Annotated in this window: 15 protein-coding genes; 1 reads left to right on the top strand and 14 read right to left on the bottom strand. The window is 66.6% G+C overall.

What is annotated here, in order from left to right; translation table 11 throughout:
- Nucleotides 1-17: 17 nt before the first annotated feature.
- The 6 genes from Q1L50_RS19805 to Q1L50_RS19780 form a co-directional block, all read right to left on the bottom strand.
- Nucleotides 18-5165, bottom strand: a complete 5148-nt coding sequence (locus tag Q1L50_RS19805; RefSeq protein WP_300342081.1) for an MG2 domain-containing protein — start codon at nucleotides 5163-5165, stop codon at nucleotides 18-20.
- An 85-nt stretch (nucleotides 5166-5250) separates the two neighbouring features.
- A complete protein-coding gene (locus tag Q1L50_RS19800; RefSeq protein ID WP_300342080.1) occupies nucleotides 5251-6069 on the bottom strand; it encodes a symmetrical bis(5'-nucleosyl)-tetraphosphatase in 819 nt (272 codons plus the stop codon).
- Between the two features lie 9 nt (nucleotides 6070-6078).
- Complete coding sequence (gene galE, locus Q1L50_RS19795) at nucleotides 6079-7083, bottom strand: UDP-glucose 4-epimerase GalE (RefSeq protein WP_300342079.1); 1005 nt, start codon at nucleotides 7081-7083, stop codon at nucleotides 6079-6081.
- Between the two features lie 183 nt (nucleotides 7084-7266).
- Nucleotides 7267-7575, bottom strand: a complete 309-nt coding sequence (locus tag Q1L50_RS19790) for an H-NS histone family protein (RefSeq protein ID WP_300342078.1) — start codon at nucleotides 7573-7575, stop codon at nucleotides 7267-7269.
- Nucleotides 7576-7784: 209 nt separating this feature from the next.
- The gene (locus Q1L50_RS19785) at nucleotides 7785-8375 is read right to left on the bottom strand and encodes a flavin reductase family protein (RefSeq protein WP_300342077.1); all 591 of its coding nucleotides are present in this window, start codon (nucleotides 8373-8375) and stop codon (nucleotides 7785-7787) included.
- Between the two features lie 37 nt (nucleotides 8376-8412).
- On the bottom strand, nucleotides 8413-8643 hold the full coding sequence (locus tag Q1L50_RS19780; RefSeq protein ID WP_300342076.1) for a hypothetical protein: 231 nt from the start codon (nucleotides 8641-8643) through the stop codon (nucleotides 8413-8415).
- 118 nt (nucleotides 8644-8761) lie between these two features.
- Here Q1L50_RS19780 and mutY point away from each other — a divergent pair, with 118 nt between their 5' ends.
- Nucleotides 8762-9814 (top strand): A/G-specific adenine glycosylase, encoded by a 1053-nt coding sequence (gene mutY, locus Q1L50_RS19775; RefSeq protein ID WP_300342067.1) that lies wholly within the window; start codon nucleotides 8762-8764, stop codon nucleotides 9812-9814.
- A 38-nt stretch (nucleotides 9815-9852) separates the two neighbouring features.
- On the opposite strand, the gene Q1L50_RS19770 is transcribed toward mutY, so the two are convergent.
- The 8 genes from Q1L50_RS19770 to Q1L50_RS19735 all read right to left on the bottom strand — a co-directional run bounded on the left by Q1L50_RS19770 (nucleotide 9853) and on the right by Q1L50_RS19735 (nucleotide 19089).
- Nucleotides 9853-14052, bottom strand: coding sequence for a PAS domain S-box protein (locus Q1L50_RS19770; protein WP_300342066.1), 4200 nt, complete (start codon nucleotides 14050-14052; stop codon nucleotides 9853-9855).
- Nucleotides 14053-14164: 112 nt separating this feature from the next.
- Complete coding sequence (locus tag Q1L50_RS19765) at nucleotides 14165-15388, bottom strand: MFS transporter (RefSeq protein WP_300342065.1); 1224 nt, start codon at nucleotides 15386-15388, stop codon at nucleotides 14165-14167.
- Nucleotides 15388-15648, bottom strand: coding sequence for a hypothetical protein (locus Q1L50_RS19760; protein WP_300342064.1), 261 nt, complete (start codon nucleotides 15646-15648; stop codon nucleotides 15388-15390). Before Q1L50_RS19760 ends, Q1L50_RS19765 begins: the two co-directional genes overlap by 1 nt.
- Nucleotides 15649-15710: 62 nt before the next feature.
- Nucleotides 15711-16328, bottom strand: a complete 618-nt coding sequence (locus tag Q1L50_RS19755) for a flavin prenyltransferase UbiX (protein WP_300342063.1) — start codon at nucleotides 16326-16328, stop codon at nucleotides 15711-15713.
- The gene (locus tag Q1L50_RS19750; protein WP_300342062.1) at nucleotides 16321-16869 is read right to left on the bottom strand and encodes a Gx transporter family protein; all 549 of its coding nucleotides are present in this window, start codon (nucleotides 16867-16869) and stop codon (nucleotides 16321-16323) included. Before Q1L50_RS19750 ends, Q1L50_RS19755 begins: the two co-directional genes overlap by 8 nt.
- A gap of 105 nt (nucleotides 16870-16974) precedes the next feature.
- Nucleotides 16975-17502 carry a DUF3124 domain-containing protein gene (locus Q1L50_RS19745; protein WP_300342061.1) on the bottom strand — a complete coding sequence of 176 codons (528 nt, stop codon included), beginning with the start codon at nucleotides 17500-17502 and terminating at the stop codon, nucleotides 16975-16977.
- A gap of 134 nt (nucleotides 17503-17636) precedes the next feature.
- On the bottom strand, nucleotides 17637-18320 hold the full coding sequence (locus tag Q1L50_RS19740) for a fumarylacetoacetate hydrolase family protein (protein ID WP_300342060.1): 684 nt from the start codon (nucleotides 18318-18320) through the stop codon (nucleotides 17637-17639).
- A 22-nt stretch (nucleotides 18321-18342) separates the two neighbouring features.
- The gene (locus Q1L50_RS19735) at nucleotides 18343-19089 is read right to left on the bottom strand and encodes a Nif3-like dinuclear metal center hexameric protein (protein ID WP_300342059.1); all 747 of its coding nucleotides are present in this window, start codon (nucleotides 19087-19089) and stop codon (nucleotides 18343-18345) included.
- Between the last annotated feature and the right edge of the window lie 5 nt (nucleotides 19090-19094).

Here is a 19094-nt window from a genome sequence, read left to right as displayed (position 1 = left end):
CGCGCCGCCTCGACGCCTCATTTCGGGCCAGTGCCGGCTTCGCGCCCATCGCCAATCACCAGCGTCTCGCCACCGCCGGCCAGCCCGAAAATCTCCGGCTGGTACATGTCTTCGGCGTAGCTCGGTGGGACCACGAAGCGTCCCGGGGTGACGACGCGAACGCGGTAGAAGAACTGCATCTGACCGGCGATCCGGGCGGCGACGACGAAGCGGTCGTCGCGGAACTCGACGTGCCGGATGTCGCCATGCAGCATCGCCTGCCGCGGATCGACGCCGTCGACGGTGACCACCGACTGCTCGCCCTGGACGATGTTGGCGTTTTCGATTTCCAGACCCGCCGGGATGTGGTCGACCACCAGGCCGTTGGCGTAACGGCCTGGCGTCTTGACCTGCAGACGAACGATCGCCGTTTCGCCGACGCGCAGCGGGCGACCGTCGAGCGGTTTGCCGTCGGCGGCAAACCAGTCGCGCTTGAGGTCGAAGGCCTCGCGTCGTGCGGCAGGCATGTTGACCGGGTTGCCGGCGACCTGCAGTTCGATATACAGGCGCTCCTTGCTGGTGTTGCCGATCCTGACGCCGGCTGCCAGCTGCTCTGCAGACAAGGGCAGGAACTGCGTTCCCGTGCCCCCGATTGCCTGCGTCCTGCCGGCCGATACCGTTTCGGCGGTCCACTCCCGGCCAGGCTCGCCGAGGAAACTGCGCCCCATCAGAAACAGCGCCAGCTTCTCCTGCGTGCTGTAGTAGCGCTTGCCCTGCATTTCGCCGGCGACCTGGGCCAGCAGGTTCTCGCGCCCTGCGGGCGTCAGCCGGTGCTTGTCGAGCAGGACGTAGGTCAGCGCCCAGTCGCGCAGACTGCTGCCGTAATCACCCCACCAGGCGTGGCTCGGGCCAACGCGCGGCTTGATCAGACCCGCTTCGATGGCGCTGGTTGCGCGCGTCTCGTCGCCCATCAGCTTCAGTGCCAGGCCGAGATGAACCAGCGCCAGCCCCGAATGCGCGGCGGCCTGCGACTCGTGCAGCTGGCGCAGGGTCGATAGCGGTGCCTTGCTCTGGCGCGCCAGCACGTAGGCGCCGTAGGCGAGCACCGCGAAGCGGCCGGAACCGGCGTAGCGGTGGTCGTTCCAGACCGAGTTCTGGTTATATGTGACGGCGCCGCGGGACAGCCCGGCGACGCCCTCCTGCAGCCCCTTGAGCAGGAATTCGACAGCACGCTTCTCGACCTCCGGCGGGACGCTGAAGCCCTGCTCGCGCGCGTCGAGCAGGAAGTTGGTGACGTAGGCCGAGAGCCAGTACTGGTACTCGCCAAGATTGCCCCACAGGCTGAAGCCGCCGTTGGCGGCCTGCATCCCGGCCAGGCGCGCGATCGCCTGGTCGACCATCGTAGCGCGCTGGGCCTTGGTGAAGGGCTTGAGCGCGAAGTCCCTGGCTGCCGCTTCGTCGATCAAGACGTACGGGTAGGCGCCGCTGGTGGTCTGTTCGGCGCAACCGTAGGGGTAGCTCAGCAGCCCCTGCACGGCGCTGCGGACGTCGATCGGCGCGCGGTTCGACACCGCCAGCGTCGCCGCGACGCTCTGGCGAACGAAGCCGCCCAGCTCGGCCTCGCGCAGTTCGACGCTTTCGCCGGCGCCAACCAGCAGGCGCTTGATCACGGACTGCCGGGGCGTCAGCGCCTGCACCTGCAGCGCGAAGCTGCGGTTGATCCGGATCCGCGGGCTGTCGACGCGCACCTGCACCTCGGTCAACCCGATCGCCGTTCCGGCTTCGATCGGGATCCGCAGGGTCCGCTTCTGCTGGTCCTTGAGCGTGAACCGCTGCTCGCCGTCCTTGACCAGCAGGCCATCGCTGTTGCTGACCAGCAGCCTGATCTCCTGCGTGCTGCCGGCCAGATTCTGCACGTCGAGCGCCAGCACCGCGCTGTCGCCGACCGACAGGAAACGCGGCGTCGCCAGCTCGACGACCAGCGGGGCGACCACCGTCAGCTCGGCCTCCTGCATCCCGAAGCGCTCGCCGCTGGCGACCACGGCCATCAGCCGCAGGCTGCCGTTGAAGTCCGGAACCGCCAGCGAGACTTCTGCTTCGCCCTGCTGGTCGAGCAGCAGCGGGCCGCTGAACAGGTCGACCAGACGAACTTTCCTGGGCATGCTGCGCGTTGGTTTGGGCGCCTGGTCGCCGCCGAACTTGAGCTTGCCCTTGCTGCCGTCCATCTTCTCGATGACCCGGCCATAGATGTCGTAGGCGTCGGTGCCGTAACGCAGCTTGGCGAAGAAGAAGGCGAAAGGATCAGGACTGACAAAACGCGTGATGTTGAGGATCCCGACATCGACCGCCGAAAGCGTCACCATCGCCTGCCGCCCTTTGGCTTCGGGAACCTTGATCCTGACTTTGAGCGGCTGTTCGGGCTCCATTTTCCGGGGCGCGTCGATGGTCACCGCCAGCTTGCGCTGGTCGCGGTCGAGTGGCAGGTAGGCCACGCCCAGGGCGCGCGCCGGCGTCACCTTCTCGCTGCTGTCGCCAGGACGCAGGACCATCACCGTCGCGTACAGGTCATGGCGCTGCCAGGCCTTGTCGAGCGGAATGTCGATGGTCTTGCTGTCGGCGCCGACGGTCAGCCGGCGCACCCACAGCCCGCGGTCGCCTTCGACGGTGACCAGCGCTTCGCCGGCGTGTGGAGGAGTGATCGTCAGACGCGCCGTGTCGCCGGCCCGGTAGCTTGCTTTGTCGAGTTTGAGCGCCACCCGGTCGGGGCGTACGCCCTGCGTCTCGTCGTCCTTGGCCGACCAGCCGGCGTAGAAGCGGTAGCGCGTCGTCTGACGGGTCTCCGGGTCGAAGACTTCGACCCGGTAGCGGCCGTAGCGCAGCGGCAGGCTCAGCTTGCCGCGGCCACCGGCGGCAACCGAGACCTGCGTCGTCGCCACCAGTTCGTCGGTCTCGCTGAAACCCGAATGCCAGCCACGCTGATCGTCGAAGCGCCAGTAGTAGTGACGGTCTTCCCTGAACAGTCGCACCGGTAGCGCGTTGGCGGCTTGCAGTGCGCCGCTGGCGTCGGTCCGCACGACCTCGAAATCGGCCGGGGCGCCTTCGCGCGCGTAGGCGCCGACGAACAGCGGCCGCAGCCCGACCAATACCGGCGCCGGCCAGAAGGCGCGCTCAATGCTGCGCACCACCGGTCGTCCACCGCTTTCGAGCAGGCTCAGCGTCGCACGCACGGTGAACGGCGAACGGTGCTTGGCCACCGTCGTCAGGTCGACCTCGACGGTGGCCCGGCCCTGGTCGTCCATTTCCCGTCCGGGGAGTTCGCTGCGCGACTTGAGCTGCTCCTCGTCGGCGTCGCCGAAAACGAATCCGGGCAGCTTCTCTGCCAGCGGATTACGGTTGCGCTCGCTGGTCACCACGCCAACCAGAGTATTGCCCGCCGCCGGCGCGCCGTACAGGTAACGGCCGCTGACCTCGATCTGCCAGGCCGATTCGCCGGCCAGGCGCTCGCTGGCGCTGCTCAGGTCGAGCTTCATTCGCTCCGGGAGGAACTCCTCGACGGCGAACGGCATGCTGCTGCCGGCGACCCTGGCCGCCGGATCGGCGCGCAGTTCGAGCTGCCAGGAACCGGTGGCCGCGTCGACCGGCAAGTCGATGGCGCGCCGGTAGTAGCCCGCGAAAGCCGGCTCAGGCTGCCAGTTCGCGGTCCACTGCGCCTTGCCGTCGGGACGGCGAAGGGTCGCCTGAATCGGCTGCGACGGCACCGGATGGCCATCGGCGTCACGCGCGATCACCGAGACGTCGAAGCGCTCGCCCGGCCGATAAAGGTTGCGACCGCTGTAGGCAAAGAGGCGCACCGGCACGTAGGGCATGCCGGCGATGTCGAATTCGGCGAGATCGAGCGCCGGTTCGCGCAGGCCGATCAGCGACATCTGCTCACCCTTCCTGGCGACCAGAACGCGCGCGCCGGGCGGCTTCTCGGCGAAGCTCGCGCGACCGTCGCCGTCGGTCTCGGCACGCGCCAGCGCCTTGCCAAGACGATCCACCCAGCTCACTTCGACGCCGGCGCGCGGCTTGCCGTCGGTCAGCGAGCTGAGGTAGGCGTCGGCACCGCCATTGGCGTACTGGCGCAGATGCAGGCCGAGGTCGCTGACGTAGAAGTAGGTGGTCTGGTAATCGCCACGGAAGCGATTCGGCTGCGACATCACGGCCACGTAGATCCCCGGCTCGCGCAGCGCGGCGATGCTCTCGACCGGGATGAAGGTCACGCGGCGGCGATTGGCCTGCTGTTCGGTGAGGAAACGGCCGACGAAGGCGCTGGTCGTCAGCTGCTGCAACTGGTCGAGCTCCCAGTAGCTGACGGCGCCCTTCAGACGCGTGCCGCTGCCGTAATAACCGTTACCATCGCCCTCTTCGTCATCAGCTGCCCCCTGCTCGCCGGTCGCCGCCACCGCTGTGGGCTTGCCCCTGGCGACGACCTTTTCGAGAAACGCCGCGAGCTGATCCGGCTTGACCTTGAGGAACTGGATGTCCACCTCCGGCACATTGACCGTGGTCACCGGCAGGCCGCCGTTCTGTGCGGCTGGCAGGACCATGCCGCGGCTGGCGAAGTAGAACGCCGGCGCGACGGCTGCGGTGCGGATCGAGAAGCGCGCTTCCTGGTCGAGTTGGTCGCCGTTCCTGGCCATCAGCCCGGGCTGGACGCGTACCAGGTAGCGCGCCTGCGGCTTGATCCGCGGGAAGAACAGCAGGTGCGGGTTGTCGCCGACCACCCAGGCGCCTGAGACCGGCTGGCCACCGTCGAGACGGGTGTCCTCCGGCGCACTGCTGGTGCTGGCCCCGGTCGTCGGCCTCTCCTCGTCGCCTTGCTGGTCGTCGCCTTGCTCATCGTCGCGCCTGGCGGTTGCCGTCGTCGCGGCGGGCGGCATTTCGAGGACCTGGACAAACTGGTCGTAATTTTGCTTGCTATCGAGTGGCAGGCTGAACGACAGCGCCAGCGCTGGCGAACCATCGAGCTCGCGATTCGCGCCGTCGACCACTTCGAAACGGACGCCAGCGGTCGCCGTCTGGTCCTTGGCCTGCTGCGGCAGGTTGCCGATGGCCAGGAAACCGGCGATCGCCAGCGCCACTGCTGCCAGCGCGGCGTGTATCGCTGCCCGCCCGCGCTGCCTGATGTGCCGTCCGCTGCGCATGGCATTCTCCGGGAATGTGCTGCGGCGATTCTAGCAGGCGGGCGCTTGCGGGCTGCTGTCTTTCTCGCGCCGGCAGGGTTTCAGCTCATCCCTGGGCTTCGCCGGGCGAGCAATCGACCTGGAAAACCTCGCGGTCGTCAAGGCGAACGGCCGTCAGATGGCGGCCCCACAGGCAACCCGAATCGAGCGCCAGCAAGTTGGGCTCGATCCTCAGCCCGAGTGCCGACCAGTGGCCGGTGACCAGAACGTCGCCGGCGCTCAGTCTGCCCGGGACCTCGAACCATGGCAGCAGGTCGGCCGGCGCGCTCGCCAGCTCGCCTTTGGTCTTGAACTCCATCACGCCGTCAGCTGAACAGAGGCGCATCCTGGTCATCGCGTTGACGATCACCCGCAAGCGCGCCCAGCCTTCCAGGTCGTCGCTCCAAGCTGCTGGCTCGCTACCCCACATGTTGGCCATGAAATCCAGATAGCTCGGGCCAGCGAGCACCGCTTCGACCTCTGCGGCCAGCGCGCGCGCTCGGGCCACCGTCCACTGCGGCAACAGGCCGGCATGGACCAGGCAGAATTCGCCTTCCTGATGGCATAGCGGCCGATGCCGCAGCCAATCCATCAATTCCTGGCAGTCGGCTGCATCGAGGATTTCGTCGAGCGTGTCGCCCTTGCCCCGCCGGTCAAATCCGGCGGCGACCAGCAGCAGGTAGAGGTCGTGATTGCCCAGTACCGTCGTTGCAGCCGGACCCAGATCGCGAACGAAACGCAGCGTTTCCAGGGAGCGCGGGCCACGGTTGACGATGTCGCCGACCAGCCACAGACGGTCGCAGGCCGGATCGAAACGGCACTTGTCCAGGAGCTGCAGCAGCGAATCGAAACAGCCCTGAATATCGCCAATAGCGTACGTTGCCATGCTTTCCGTTCAGGTCGAGGCGCGCTGCTGCTGCCAGCGCCAGGCGTCGCTGCACATTTGCTCGATGCCGCGCCGGGCTTGCCAGCCGAGCAGCTGCTGGGCCAATGCCGGGTCGGCGTAACAGCTCGCGACATCGCCCGGGCGGCGTGGCACCAGCGCGTAGGGCACCGGTCGACCGCTGACGGCGGCGAAGGCGCGAACCATGTCGAGTACCGAGTAGCCGCAACCAGTGCCCAGATTGACCGTCAGCAGGCCGCCCCTGGCGAGCAGATGGTCAAGCGCCGCCAGGTGGCCCTCAACGAGGTCCATGACGTGAATGTAGTCACGGACGCCGGTGCCGTCGGGGGTCGGATAATCGCTGCCGAAGACGCTCAGCTGCTTGCGCGTGCCGGCCGCCACCTGCGCCACGTAGGGCAGCAGGTTGTTGGGCACGCCATTGGGTTCCTCGCCGATCAGGCCGCTGGGGTGCGCGCCGACGGGGTTGAAATAGCGCAGGCGCGCGATCCGCCATTGCCGGTCGGCGTGCACCAGGTCGGCCAGGATGTCTTCGATCATCAGCTTGCTGGCACCATACGGATTGGTCGCCGAGCGCGGGAAATCTTCGCGGATCGGCACCGAGGCCGGGTCGCCATAGACCGTCGCCGAGGAACTGAAGATCAGGGTCTTGACCGAGGCTTCGGCCATCAGCTCGCACAGGGCGATCGTCCCGCCGACGTTGCAGTCGTAGTATCGCAAGGGCTGGGCTACCGATTCGCCGACGGCTTTCAGGCCGGCGAAGTGAATCACCGCGTCGATCGGCGAATCCGTGAAGACGCGGCGCAGCAAGGCGCGGTCACGGACATCGCCCTCGACCAAGAGCGGCCGTTGGCCGGCAATCCTGGCGACGCGGTCGAGGACCTCGGGCCGGCTGTTGGAGAAATCGTCGACGACGGTCACCGCGTGACCTGCGGCGAGCAGCGCGACGCAGGCGTGCGAGCCGATGTAGCCGCAGCCGCCGGTTACCAGGATGTTCATTCTCTAGCCTCTTGGTGGATCCGCTACGGCGCTGGCACGCCTGCCCGGCGGCGACAGCGCAACGACCGGCGACGGACCGCGAACGGCCTGCCTGCGCAGGTCACGCCACGAAGAAGTCCGCAAGCTGGCCACTCCTGCCGTGCCGGCGAGGAGGGCCGGGCTGAGATCATTGCCGGCGCGCGACTACCGTGCAACCAGGAACTCGTCCTTGTGCCGTCCTTGCGCCTCCAGACTTGTCAGCCAGTTTGGCGCCTTGCCGCGGCCCGACCAGGTCTCGCCGTTGGGGCCGCGAAACTTGACGGCGACCGTGGTCTTGGTCTTGCCGGCAAAGGCAGCCACGCCCCTGAAGCCGCAATCGGCGGCGGTCAAACCGTACTCGGCGATCAGCTGCTTCGCTTTCACGATAGCCGACGCCACTTCTGTCTGCCGAGCTTCCGCGATTTGTTGCTCCAAGGCCTCACGTTGTTCCAGTAGTTCCTTGTACGTCGCCATGCACTTCTCCCGAAAGTAAATTGTTCTGTTACACAAGAAAACCGCCATTTACAACAGGCAGCACGCGACGCATCAAGTCATCAAGTTGTGTCGCGCTGCCGCCATGACGCCGAGAACGCAGCTGGAAAAACAAGTGCTCGCTGCTCGACGTCGACCGCCCCGGCATTGGCAGTACTCCTTGCCGACGCTATCCGATCGTCTGCTCATGGCTATCGCTCCGCGGTCCCGCGTAGCTGCCGATAGACACCGGCATGGAAAATCAGCGGCTCGCTGGCTTCTCCCCGCGCAAAGCGCTGCACCCGACCAATGAAAACGAGATGGTCGCCACCGGGATGTTGTACCTCATTGACGCACTCGAACCACGCCGAGCAGCCCTCGATGAGCGGTGCGCCAGCCAGTCCCCGGGTGGTCGCGACCGGATCGAAACGATCGTTGTCCCGGCCGGCAAAATAGTCCGAGATCCACTGCTGGTCGGCGGCCAATACATTGACGGCGTAATGGCTGGCGCGACGGAAAGCGTCGAGTCGCGGTGAAGTGCACGACAGGCTCCAGAGGATCAGCGGCGGCTCCAGCGAAACGGCGTTGAAGGAATTGATCGTCACCGCGATCGGTTTGCCGTCCGGGGCCAGCGCCGTAAGCACCGTGACGCCGGTGGCAAAGCTGCCCAGAGCATCGCGGAAGTCCCGACAGACAAGGTCTCGCGCCGCCAGCGCGCGGCCCGTGTCACAGGTCTCGCACGGCAGGTCGGCAAGTGCGGCGGAGGCGGCCGGGCATTCGGGCGATCCAGAAAGCCGGTCCATCACGCCGTCCGGGGTCGTGCTGCGGGCATGCTAGAATTCACTGTTGGCAAAATGGTTGGCGAGATCCGCATGACTGCGGCAAGGCAAATGGAAATCCGGTGACAGCTACCGATAATAATAAACACCTGACGATAAGGCCAATGCAAACTTCGGCAGATTTGCCATTCTGCTTGCCGGGCTTGCCATTCCTCGTCGTGCCGGCAAGTAGACGAAAAGCGCGATTATCGCCGCACTGCGCTTCGATGTCGAGACGATTTTGATAATCCATTATCTGGACTCGATCAGACATCGCCCTGCGGCGTGCGTTCAAGAGCGCCGGGCGAATCCTCGTCCGGGCCGTTGTGCAAGCGGGCATTTTCCAGCCACGGCGAGCAACCGTTCGGCACATGCTTGACTCCAGTCCCGCCGCCCGACGCGGCTTTTCCCGACGCGTGATTGGCTGGCAGAAAGCCAATGGCCGCCACGACCTGCCATGGCAGCAGACGGCCGACCCGTACCGCATCTGGCTGTCTGAAATCATGCTGCAGCAAACGCAGGTGCCCACCGTGATTCCCTATTACGCGCGTTTTCTGGCACGTTTTCCGACCCTTGAAGCACTCGCTCGCGCGCCGCTCGGCAGTGTCCTCGAGCTGTGGTCCGGGCTCGGATATTACGCACGCGCGCGCAATCTGCACCGGTGCGCGCAAATGCTGGTCGGCGAGCGGGCGGGGAAGTTCTCTGCCGATCCCCGTGAAAACGTGGATTTGCCGGGAATCGGTCGGTCTACGGCTGCGGCGATCAGCGTCTTTGCCTTCGGCCGCCGCGCCGCCATTCTCGATGGCAATGTCAAACGCGTCCTGGCGCGCTGCTTTGCGGTCACCGCCGGCTCGTCGGCCGCGCAGGATCAGCGTGCGCTGTGGGCGCTCGCCGAATCGCTGCTGCCGGAGCGCGGCGTGCAAAGTTACACCCAGGGCATGATGGACTTGGGGGCGACGGTGTGCACCGCCCGCCAGCCCGCCTGCGCCGGCTGTCCGCTGCGGGAGATCTGTGTCGCCCGCCGCGACGGCCGCCAAGCCGAACTGCCGGAGCGCCGGAGCAGGGCGGCGCTGCCACAGCGATCGAGCAGCGTGCTGTTGCTCACCGATGGCCAGCGGGTGCTGCTCGAGCGCCGCCCGCCGGTCGGTATCTGGGGCGGGCTGCTGAGCTTGCCCGAACTGCGCGGCGAAGCCCCGGACGCTTTCGTTCTGCGCCACGGTTGCCGGTTGCTGAGTGCCCGGGCGCTGCCGCCGATCGCGCACGTCTTCAGCCATTTTCGCCTGCGTATCGAGGTGTTGCGCTGTGACGTCGAAGTGCTCGGCGGCGCAAGCGAGGCCGTTCTCGAATGGCTGCCGGTCGACCAGATCGCAGCGGCGGCCTTGCCGGCGCCGATCAAGAAGCTCCTGCTGGGCGCCGCCGTCTGATGCCAGCGGCACGGTCGTGCCGCGCAGCGGCGGTCCGGTCAGGATGATCTTTGTTTCAGAAACCGGGCAAAATCGTCGCTGGCCAAGGGGCGGCTGAACAGATAGCCCTGATAGCCGTCGCAGCCGTGGCTGTCGAGAAACCGGTACTGAGCCTCGTTTTCCACTCCCTCGGCAACGACCTTCAGCCCGAGACTACGGCCCATGGTGACGATGGTCTGGGCGATCACCGCGTCGCTCTGGTTGTCGGGGAGTCGGTTGACGAAGGCGCGGTCGATCTTGATCTGGTCCAGCGGCAGGCGGGTCAGGTACGAGAGCGAGGAGTAGCCGGTACCGAAATCGTCCATCGCGAAGGTGACGCCAAGACGCTTGATGGCGTTCATCTTGGTGATCGTATCGGCGACGTTGTCGAGCACCAGACTCTCGGTCAGTTCCAGCTTCAGGCGTGTTGGCTCGGCACCGCTGTGCCGCAGTATCACCGCCAGCTGGTCGACGAAATCCGCCTGGCGGAATTGGCGGGCGCTGACGTTTACCGCCACTTGCAACTCGCGAGTCCGCTCTTCCAGTGACCACTCCTTGAGCTGCGCGCAGGCGCTTGCCAGGACCCACTGACCGATCGGCACGATCAGACCGGTGTCCTCGGCCAGCGGGATGAACTGGGCTGGCGACACCAGCCCACGTTCGGGATGTAGCCAGCGCAGCAGCGCTTCGGCCGCAAATACGCGTCGCTTGGCGTCAACCTGTGGCTGGTAATGGACGATGAACTGACCCCGCTGCAAAGCCAGATGCAGACCCTCCTCGAGTTGTCGCCGGTCTCTGGCCAGCTCGTTCATGCTCGCGGTGAAGAACTGCACGTTGTTGCGTCCGGCGGCCTTGGCGTGATACATCGCGGCGTCGGCGTTGCGCATCAGCAGGTCGGCGGTCTCGCCGTCGCCCGGGAAGACCGTAATGCCGATGCTCGACGTGGTGTGCACCGTGTGTCCGTCGAATTGGTAGGGCTGCGACAGCGCCTTGAGGACCTTGGCCGCCACCCGCTCGGCCGCCGCGGCGTCGGTACCGGTCAGCACGACGACGAATTCGTCACCGCCCAGCCGCGCCACTACATCGCTCTGGCGGACACTGGCGCGCAAGCGCTGCGAGACTTCCAGCAACAGGGCGTCGCCAATGTGGTGACCGAGCGTGTCGTTGATGTTCTTGAAGCGATCGAGATCAAGGAACATCACCGCCAGCGGGCTGCTCGGGCGGTCACGCCGCGCGTTGGCCAGCGCCTGGTCCAGCCGCGACTGCAGGCTGGAGCGGTTGGGCAGGTCGGTCAGCGTGTCGAAGTGCGCAAGATGGCTGATCTTCTCTTCGGCGGCCTTGCGCTCGGAGATGTCGACGAAGCTGCCGATGTAGTACTCGATGGCGCCGTCGGCGCCGCGAATGGTCGAGATCGCCAGCCATTTCGGGTAGCAGCTGCCATCCTTGCGGCGGTCCCAGACTTCGCCTTGCCAGTGACCGGTGGTATTGATCGCCTGCCACATCTGCCGATAGTCGTCGGCGGATGATCGCCCCGACGACAGCAGCCCGGGATCCCTGCCGCGGACTTCGTCGGCGTCATAGCCGGTGAGGCGGCAGAACGAATGGTTCACCTCCAGGATGCGGTTGTCGCGGTCGCTGACCATGATCGCCTCTGCGCTGTGCTCGAAAACACCGGCCAGCAGACGCAATCGTGTCTCGGTGACCCGGCGTTCGCTGATATCGCGCCAGAGCGTATGCAGAATCACGTCCCCACGCAGCGTGATCGGCGTCAGCGTGACCTCGACCGCGACCAGCGAGCCGTTCGCGCGCTGGTGCGTCCACTCGAAGCGGTGGTAGCCGAAACGACGTGCGGCGGCGATCATCGCCGCTGCCTTCTGGTCGGAGACCTGGCCGTCGGGCTGGCGGGCCGGCGAGATGTCGGCCGGACGGCGACCGAGGAACTCGGCCTTGGAGCCGTAGCCAAGGAGCGCCAGGGTGGCCGCGTTGCAGTCGATGAAGCGGCCATTCTTGAGCAGCAGCAGCGGGTCCTTGGCGTCCTCGAAAAGACGGCGAAAAGCCTCCTCACTCTCGCGTAGCTGCTGCTCGGCGCGTAGTCGGTCGGTAACGTCCTCCTTGACCGCCAGGTAGTGGGTGACCTCGCCGTGATCGCCAAGAACCGGCGAAATCGACGCATTTTCCCAGAACAGTTCGCCGCTCTTGCGCCGGTTGTGAAGCAGACCGCTCCACACCCGGCCGTCGAGCAGGCTGCGCCACAGGCTGCGGTAGGTTTCGGCGGGCGTCTCGCCGGATTGCAGGAAGCGCGGGTTGCGGCCGATCGCTTCGAGCCGCGAATAGCCGGTGACGCGGGTGAAACTCGGATTGACGTACTCGATTTCCCCGTCACGGTTGGTCATCATGATCGCCATCGGCGTTTGTTCGACCGCCTGCAACAGCTTCTGCGATTCTTCCTCGGCCTGCCGGCGTTCCGAGATGTCGGCGAAAATCCAGATACTTCCTGCCTGTGGCGCTTGCGGGTCGATCGCCCGGCCGGTCAACGCGCCCCAGAACAGGCTGCCGTCCTTGCGCCTGAGCATCATTTCAGTGCTGAAGGCGCTGCCCGTGGCGACCGTGGCGTAGGCTCTGGCACCGACCTGTTCGAAGATCTCGCGCGACGCGTAGAAGCACTCCGACGACTCGCCGACCAGTTCGCCCGGCTGGTAACCGAAGATTTCCTCGGTGCGCCGGTTGCAGTAGATGACACGTCGCTGCCGGAGGTGCACGATGCCGACCATGGCGTTGGCCAGCAAGGTCTGCATCTCGGCCAGCAGCTGCCGGTTGCGCTCTTCCATTTCCTGGCGTTCGCTCAGGTCGGCCAGGACATTGGCGATGATCGGCCGTTCTCCCGGAACTTGATGGACCACGAAGACCGCGTGGATGGTCGGAATGCTGCGGCCGTCGAGCGCCTTCAATTCAATCTCGCCAGTCCAGTGGCCGGTCTCCAGAGCAGCCGGCAGCACCTCCTGCTGCATCCTGTGCAGGTTCTCGTCGCTGTAGAACTGCGTGAGCGAGTAGTCGCTGCTCTCTGCCGCCGGCGGCAGCTGCAGCATTCGGCGCGCTGCCGGGTTGACGTAAATGAGCTTTCCGTCCGGATACGCCATGCCGATGCCCTGCCCGGCGTTGTCCACCAGGAGCTGGAAGATGTTCAGTCGCTCGGCGTTGGCGCGCAGCTGCCGCTCGCCCTCGACCAGCTCGCTGATCAGCTGTGCCTGGCGCCGTTCGCTGCGTTGCAGGCGCAGCAGCAGCGTGCTCAGCAGGACCAGCAGCAGCAAGCCGGAAACACCGACCACCAGCACGCGCGTCCGCCAGCCAGCCAGAACCTCGTCGACGCTGACGCCGATGACGAAATAGAAGGGATAACGCTGCAGCCGGTGCAGGCTGTAGATGCGCTCCTGCGGGTCGGTCGGGTCGGCAAGGCGCAGCGTTGCCGTCGGCTCGCTGGCGCTCATCTGCAGGCTAAACGGATGCCGTGGATCGAGCGGCTGGTTCACCAGCCCGGCGAGATCCGGCCAGCGGACGACCAGGCGTTGGTCGTCACTCCGACGCAGTGCGATCGACCCGGTCCTGCCGAGATCGACCGACCGGAAGATCCGCTGGTAGCGTGCGAGGTCGAGCGCTGCGGTGACGATGCCAAGAAAAGTGCCTTGCTCGCCGACCAGGGCGCGGGCGACGATCAGGCTGGGTCGGTCGATGACGCGCGACGACAGGACCTCCGAGAACACCGGTCCGGCCAGCGGCGTTTCGCGCAGCATCCGGAAATAGTCGCGGTCGACGACATTGATCCGCGGCGTCGCGGCCGCGTCCGAGCTGTACTGCAGGTCGCCATTGCGGTCGAAAACCCGCAGACCGGCCAGTTCCTCAAAATTGTGCAGGTGTTCGTCGAGTTCGCCGTCTACTTCGCTGCGGTAGCGGGCGGCCTGCCGCGGGTTCAGTGCTGCCGCGGGGATGTGCCATGCCAGTTCCTGCAGGACGCTATCGGTGCGCCGCAGCGTTGCTTCGAGGCGGGTCTCGAAGATCGCAGCATAGTTGCGCGTGGTTGTTTCGGCAGCGTGAACCTGCTCCTGGTAGCTCAACCAGAGCTGGTAAGGCAGCAGCAGCAGGACTACCAGGAGCAGCACGGCGACCGCCATCCGCAGCGTTCGGCGTTGGCTACGGATGGTGGCGAGAGAAGCAACGGATGTCATCGGGCAATACTGCAAGACTTCGCCGGGCAAGACAAGACAAGGCCAGGGAACGAGCCAGCGTCTGGTCGGCGCGGGCTACCAGTGCAAGCGCCGTCGCGGCCGGCTTGCGGGCTCATTGGTGACTCGCTGTGGCCGGCATGGTGCCGATCTGGCCGATCGCCCAACGCCCGAAAGCGACGCCGCAGGCCAGCGTCACGAAGCCGGCCGCCCAGCCCGCATCGCTGGCACGACCGAAGGCGTCGAGCGCGACGCCAAATGCCACGGGCCCGAAGAAGCCGCCGGCGAAGCCGATCGACGAGTACAGCGCGAGCGCGGTGCCGCGGATTTCGGGGGCCGTTTCGGTGAGCAGACCGGCGGTCAGCGCGGCTGAATCGAGATTCATGCTCAACGCGTAAACGAGCACCAGCGGCACCAGCAGCCGGCTCGACTGACCGCCCGAAAAGGCGACGACGAGCGCCAGGGCGCACGACAAGGGCATCACGCCGTTCAGCCACCGACTGCGTCCCCAGCGCTGCGCTCCTTCGTTGCCGAGGATGCTCGCCGGGACGGCGAGAAAAGTCGCCAGCGCCGCGATCAGCCCAGGCATGCTGGTCCAGGGGTGGGCGCTGCTGGCATGCGTCCAGGTCAGGTATGCAACCAGCCAGCCGCGGAAGCCGAAGAGCTCCCAGTTGTGACCGAAGTAGCCGCCGCAGAAGGCCAGGATGCGGCGGTCGCGCAGGACGCTGCGCCAACGGCGGTGGGCGACCGCAACCGGCGCTGGCCGCTGGCCCGGCGACACCCCGCGCCAGACCAGCGCGAGCGACAGCGCCGTGCCGCCGGCCGCGGCGGCGAACAGCGCGGGCCATGGCAGCAGCCCTCGCAGCAGTTCGATCCACAGGTACGATAGTCCTGCGCCGACGCCGAAGGTGGCGGTGTAGAACGCCGTGCCGCGCGACTGCGCGGCGACCGGCAGCCGATCGGTCAGCGCTTTCAGGCCTGGCATGTAGGTGCCGGCCAGGCCAAGCCCGGCGAGCCACCACCAGAACATGGCGGCGGCAAGACTGTCCGCAAAGCTGGCAAAGCCGGCCAGCGCGGCGCCACTCAAGGCGGCGCCGGCCAGGTAGATGCGCCGCGCGTCGATGCGATCGGTCCAGCCGACCAGAAGCGGAACGGCCAGGATGTAGCCGAGAAAGAAAATGCCGCCAAGCCAGCCAGCTTCGGTTGCCGATAGCGACCATTGCTCCGAGAGCTGCGGGAGCAGCGACGGTACCAGCGCGAAGCCGGCCATCGAGGCGGCTTCCGAGACGCAGAAGAGGGTCACCAGCCTGGTCGGCGAGCGTGTCGCCGCGCCGTTCATTACGGGCCGTTCGGTGGCGGCTGGGACAGATCGCCTGACAGTGTGTCCAGCCGAGCCGCGGGATGGTCGACTTCGAGCGGTTTCTGCCGGGTCAGCTGTTCCAGCGGCAAGGTTTCGGCCAGTCGAAAGGCGGGCCGGCTGGCGTCGTCGAAGACATCCGGAGCGGGCATCCGGGCCGCTCCCGCCGGGGCGGCGATTTGCGGCAGCAACGCTCTCAGGCCGCCCGGGAACAACGCCACGCCGAGCCGAAACAGCGCCATTTCCGGCGACCATCGTGCGGTCGCCGTTTCGCGGGGCGGTTGCATGGGGCCTTCAGCCGACCTCATTCGCTGGCCTCGGGGTCTCCCCAGCGCCGGATCAGCGCGTGCGGCACCCGCAGCTGATCGAGGATGCGGGCGACGACAAAATCGACCAGATCCTCGACGCGCTGCGGGTGGTGATAAAAACCCGGGCTGGGTGGAAGGATTACTGCCCCGGCTCGCGACAGCCGCAACATGTTCTCGAGATGGATCGCCGACAGGGGCGTCTCGCGCGGCACCAGGACCAGCTTACGGCCTTCCTTGAGGACCACGTCGGCGGCCCGCTCGATCAGCTTGCTGGCCAGCCCCTGGGCAATTGCCGCCAGGGTTCCCATCGAGCACGGGCAGACGACCATCGCGTCGGGTGGGTTGGAACCGCTGGCGACCGGTGCGAACCACTCGTCGCGGCCGAAAACTTCGAGTGTTCCCGGCAAGCCCTGGAAGCGCCCTTGCAAGGCGGCGCGCGCATCGCTGGCACGCGCCGGCAGCTCGAGCTCCATCTCCTGCCGGGCGACGATCTGCGCGACCTGCGAGTAGAGCAACTGCACGCGGCAGCCGGCGGCCAGCAGGCACTCGAGCAGGCGGACGCCGTAGGGCATGCCGGAGGCGCCGGTGAAGGCCAGGCAGATCGTTTCAGGCATGGTTGACCTCCGCTGCATCGACCGGCAGCTCCTCAAGCAGGCGCGCGGCAAGCAGGCCGTTGATGATACCGAAAGTGAGCGCCGCCGCTGCGAAAAACGGCACCATCAGGAACAGGCCGTCGTGGGGGATCAGCCACAGTCGGGCCAGTAGCAACTGCCCGCCGATATGGGCGAAGGCGGCCAGGACGCTCCAGCTGACTGGCCCGAACCAGCGCTTCGGCAGGCGGCTGGCGAGCGCCAGCGTGGCCAGGCTGAACAGCGCACCGGTGAGGCTCATGAAGAACCCGGGCGAGAGAAAATAGCCGAGCAGCAGGCCGCCGGCAAAGACGCGCAGGCCGCTGACCCAGGCGGCGGCAAGCCAGCCGTAGCGCGCCAGGACGATCAGCGTGACGATGTTCGCCAGGCCAGGTTTGATTCCTGGCAACGGCAGCGGGATCGCCGCGTCGATCAGCGACAGACCGATCGCCGCCGCCGCAAGTTGCGCGATGCGGTGGTCTTCGGGTGTCGCCACGAGTTTGATCAGCGGCCTGGTCTCGGGCATTCGGGGCACGGCGCTAGAGCGCTGGTCAGGAAAACGGACATCGCCGGCTGCCGACTTCGGTCCGCCGTCCAGCGTCGCGCCGACCGCGGCGCTGGCCAGTGAAGCTCATGGTTCCGAGATCGCTCGGCCGCGCGAAATGAAGGCCACTGAATAGCCGGCCTGGAACTTCGAATGCAGGGCTTCGATGACCGGCGGCGAAACCATCGTTGTGGCGTCCCACTTGATCGCGTAGTTGGCGCCGGAACCGCCGGCGTTCTCGTTGAGCTCGATAAACAGTTCCATGGTGCCAAACGGGGGGATGGTTCTGGGGATCGGTACCGAGTTTCGAACCAGTACGCCTTCGGTATCGTAGTACGGTGCCGCGACGACGCGAATCGGGTTCTTGGGGTCGGTGTTGCGGACACTGACCAGAACCGACACCAGCGTCGTCCCCGACCTGCCCGACGAGGCGACGTTGCCGTGCCGGAAATGCGAATAGATCGGCACATAGACCGTTTGCCCTCGGGTCGGTGGCTCGATGCCCTCGGCCAGCGCGGGCGTTAGCACGCCGGCGAGCAGCAGCGCCGCGGTCAGTCGGCAGCCAGCCAGCGCCAGCCAGCGGCGGGTTGGGGATGGAATGTAGTCCTTGCTCATAGCACGCTCCTGTCTTCGGGACCCAAGTGGTAACGGTCCCTGGTCATCGCTCCGCCGGCGGGCGTCGGTAGGGGGTCGGGTCGCGGCGCCTGCCGGCGCTGCCGCGATGGCAACGAGGTGGGTTTGCACCAGCTTCAGACAAGTCGCACGGTCAGCTCGCCGACCCCGGCCACGCCCGCTTCGAGGACGTCGCCAGGCAGAACTTTCGAGACCCCGGCCGGGGTCCCGGTGAAAATCAGGTCTCCGGCCGCGAGCGTGACGTAGGTCGAAAGGTTGGCGATCACCTCGGCGACCGTCCACGACATCTGCTGGAGATCGCCATTCTGCCGCGTCTGGCCATTGACCTTGAGCCAGACGGCGCCGCAGCTCGGATGGCCAATCGCGGCCAGTGGCCGGATCGCCGCGATTGGTGCGCTGTGGTCGAAGCCCTTGCCCATATCCCATGGATGGCCCTTGTCCTTCGCCGCCTGCTGCAGGTCGCGCCGGGTCAGGTCGACTCCGACCGCGTAGCCATAGACCAATTCGAGCGCCCGGGACGGCGAAATATCCGCGCCACCACCGACCAGCGCGACGACCAGTTCGACTTCGTGCTGCAGATTGTCGGTGGCCGGCGGATAGGGGACAGCACCACCGCCGGGAACCAGCGCATCGGCGGGTTTGCTGAAGAAAAAGGGCGGTTCGCGGCCGTCGGCGCCCATTTCGGCGGCGTGATCGGCGTAATTGCGACCGACGCAGTACACCCGACGGACCGGGAAAAGGCCGTCGCTGCCGGCGACCGGAACGCTGACCTGGGGGGGGGGTGGAAAGACGTAGGGCATTGCTTCTCCTCGCGGTTCGGTGTCAGACAGGGTTGTCGATATCGACGAATTGGCAGTCGAGGCCGAAGCGCTCGGCCAAGTGTTCGGCGAGCGCCTGCACGCCATAGCGCTCGCTGGCGTGGTGACCGGCAGCGAGGTACGCGACACCGGACTCGCGCGCCAGATGCACGGTCTGCTCCGAGACCTCGCCGCTCAGGTAGAGGTCGGCGCCAAGCGCGATGGCCTGTTCGAACAAGCCCTGCGCGCCGCCGGTACACCAGGCGACACGGCGTACCAGGCGCGCGCTATCGCCAATCGCCAGCGGCATTCGCTGTAACTGCTCGGCGACTCGTCCGGCGACAGCTTCCAGGCTGGTCGGGCTTTCCGGGCGGCCCAGCCAGCCGACGTCCTGGTCGCCGAAGCGCCCGTCGGCCAGCCAGCCCAGCCGCCGGGCCAACTGGGCGTTGTTGCCGAATTCGTCATGGCTGTCGAGCGGCAGGTGATAGGCGATCAGGTTGATGTTGTTTACCAGCAGGGTCCGCAGCCGCGTTCTGCGGATGCCGGTGACGCGGCCATCTTCGCCACGCCAGAACCAGCCGTGATGGACCAGAATGGTATCGGCGCCGCGCGCCACGGCGGCATCAAGCAAGGCCTGGCTGGCGGTGACGCCGGCGACCAGGCGGTGGACCGCAGTGCCTCCTTCCACTTGCAGACCGTTTGGGCAATAATCGCGGAAGCGCGCGGCGTCCAGGAGCTTGTCCAGGTAGCGTGTCAATTCATCGCGTTTCATTCACC

Origin of the sequence: Accumulibacter sp., from assembly GCF_029255145.1 — a bacterium.
Lineage (GTDB): Bacteria > Pseudomonadota > Gammaproteobacteria > Burkholderiales > Rhodocyclaceae > Accumulibacter.
Note: the sequence above shows the minus strand (reverse complement) of the source record. Positions and strands in the feature narration are given on the sequence as shown.

Bases quoted from the DNA above. Each gene is read 5' to 3' on its own strand.
- Q1L50_RS19805 (WP_300342081.1), bottom strand. From the start codon at position 5,165: ATGCGCAGCGGACGGCACATCAGGCAGCGCGGGCGGGCAGCGATACAC.
- Q1L50_RS19800 (WP_300342080.1), bottom strand. From the start codon at position 6,069: ATGGCAACGTACGCTATTGGCGATATTCAGGGCTGTTTCGATTCGCTG.
- galE (WP_300342079.1), bottom strand. From the start codon at position 7,083: ATGAACATCCTGGTAACCGGCGGCTGCGGCTACATCGGCTCGCACGCC.
- Q1L50_RS19790 (WP_300342078.1), bottom strand. From the start codon at position 7,575: ATGGCGACGTACAAGGAACTACTGGAACAACGTGAGGCCTTGGAGCAA.
- Q1L50_RS19785 (WP_300342077.1), bottom strand. From the start codon at position 8,375: ATGGACCGGCTTTCTGGATCGCCCGAATGCCCGGCCGCCTCCGCCGCA.
- Q1L50_RS19780 (WP_300342076.1), bottom strand. From the start codon at position 8,643: ATGGATTATCAAAATCGTCTCGACATCGAAGCGCAGTGCGGCGATAAT.
- mutY (WP_300342067.1), top strand. From the start codon at position 8,762: ATGCTTGACTCCAGTCCCGCCGCCCGACGCGGCTTTTCCCGACGCGTG.
- Q1L50_RS19770 (WP_300342066.1), bottom strand. From the start codon at position 14,052: ATGACATCCGTTGCTTCTCTCGCCACCATCCGTAGCCAACGCCGAACG.
- Q1L50_RS19765 (WP_300342065.1), bottom strand. From the start codon at position 15,388: ATGAACGGCGCGGCGACACGCTCGCCGACCAGGCTGGTGACCCTCTTC.
- Q1L50_RS19760 (WP_300342064.1), bottom strand. From the start codon at position 15,648: ATGGCGCTGTTTCGGCTCGGCGTGGCGTTGTTCCCGGGCGGCCTGAGA.
- Q1L50_RS19755 (WP_300342063.1), bottom strand. From the start codon at position 16,328: ATGCCTGAAACGATCTGCCTGGCCTTCACCGGCGCCTCCGGCATGCCC.
- Q1L50_RS19750 (WP_300342062.1), bottom strand. From the start codon at position 16,869: ATGCCCGAGACCAGGCCGCTGATCAAACTCGTGGCGACACCCGAAGAC.
- Q1L50_RS19745 (WP_300342061.1), bottom strand. From the start codon at position 17,502: ATGAGCAAGGACTACATTCCATCCCCAACCCGCCGCTGGCTGGCGCTG.
- Q1L50_RS19740 (WP_300342060.1), bottom strand. From the start codon at position 18,320: ATGCCCTACGTCTTTCCACCCCCCCCCCAGGTCAGCGTTCCGGTCGCC.
- Q1L50_RS19735 (WP_300342059.1), bottom strand. From the start codon at position 19,089: ATGAAACGCGATGAATTGACACGCTACCTGGACAAGCTCCTGGACGCC.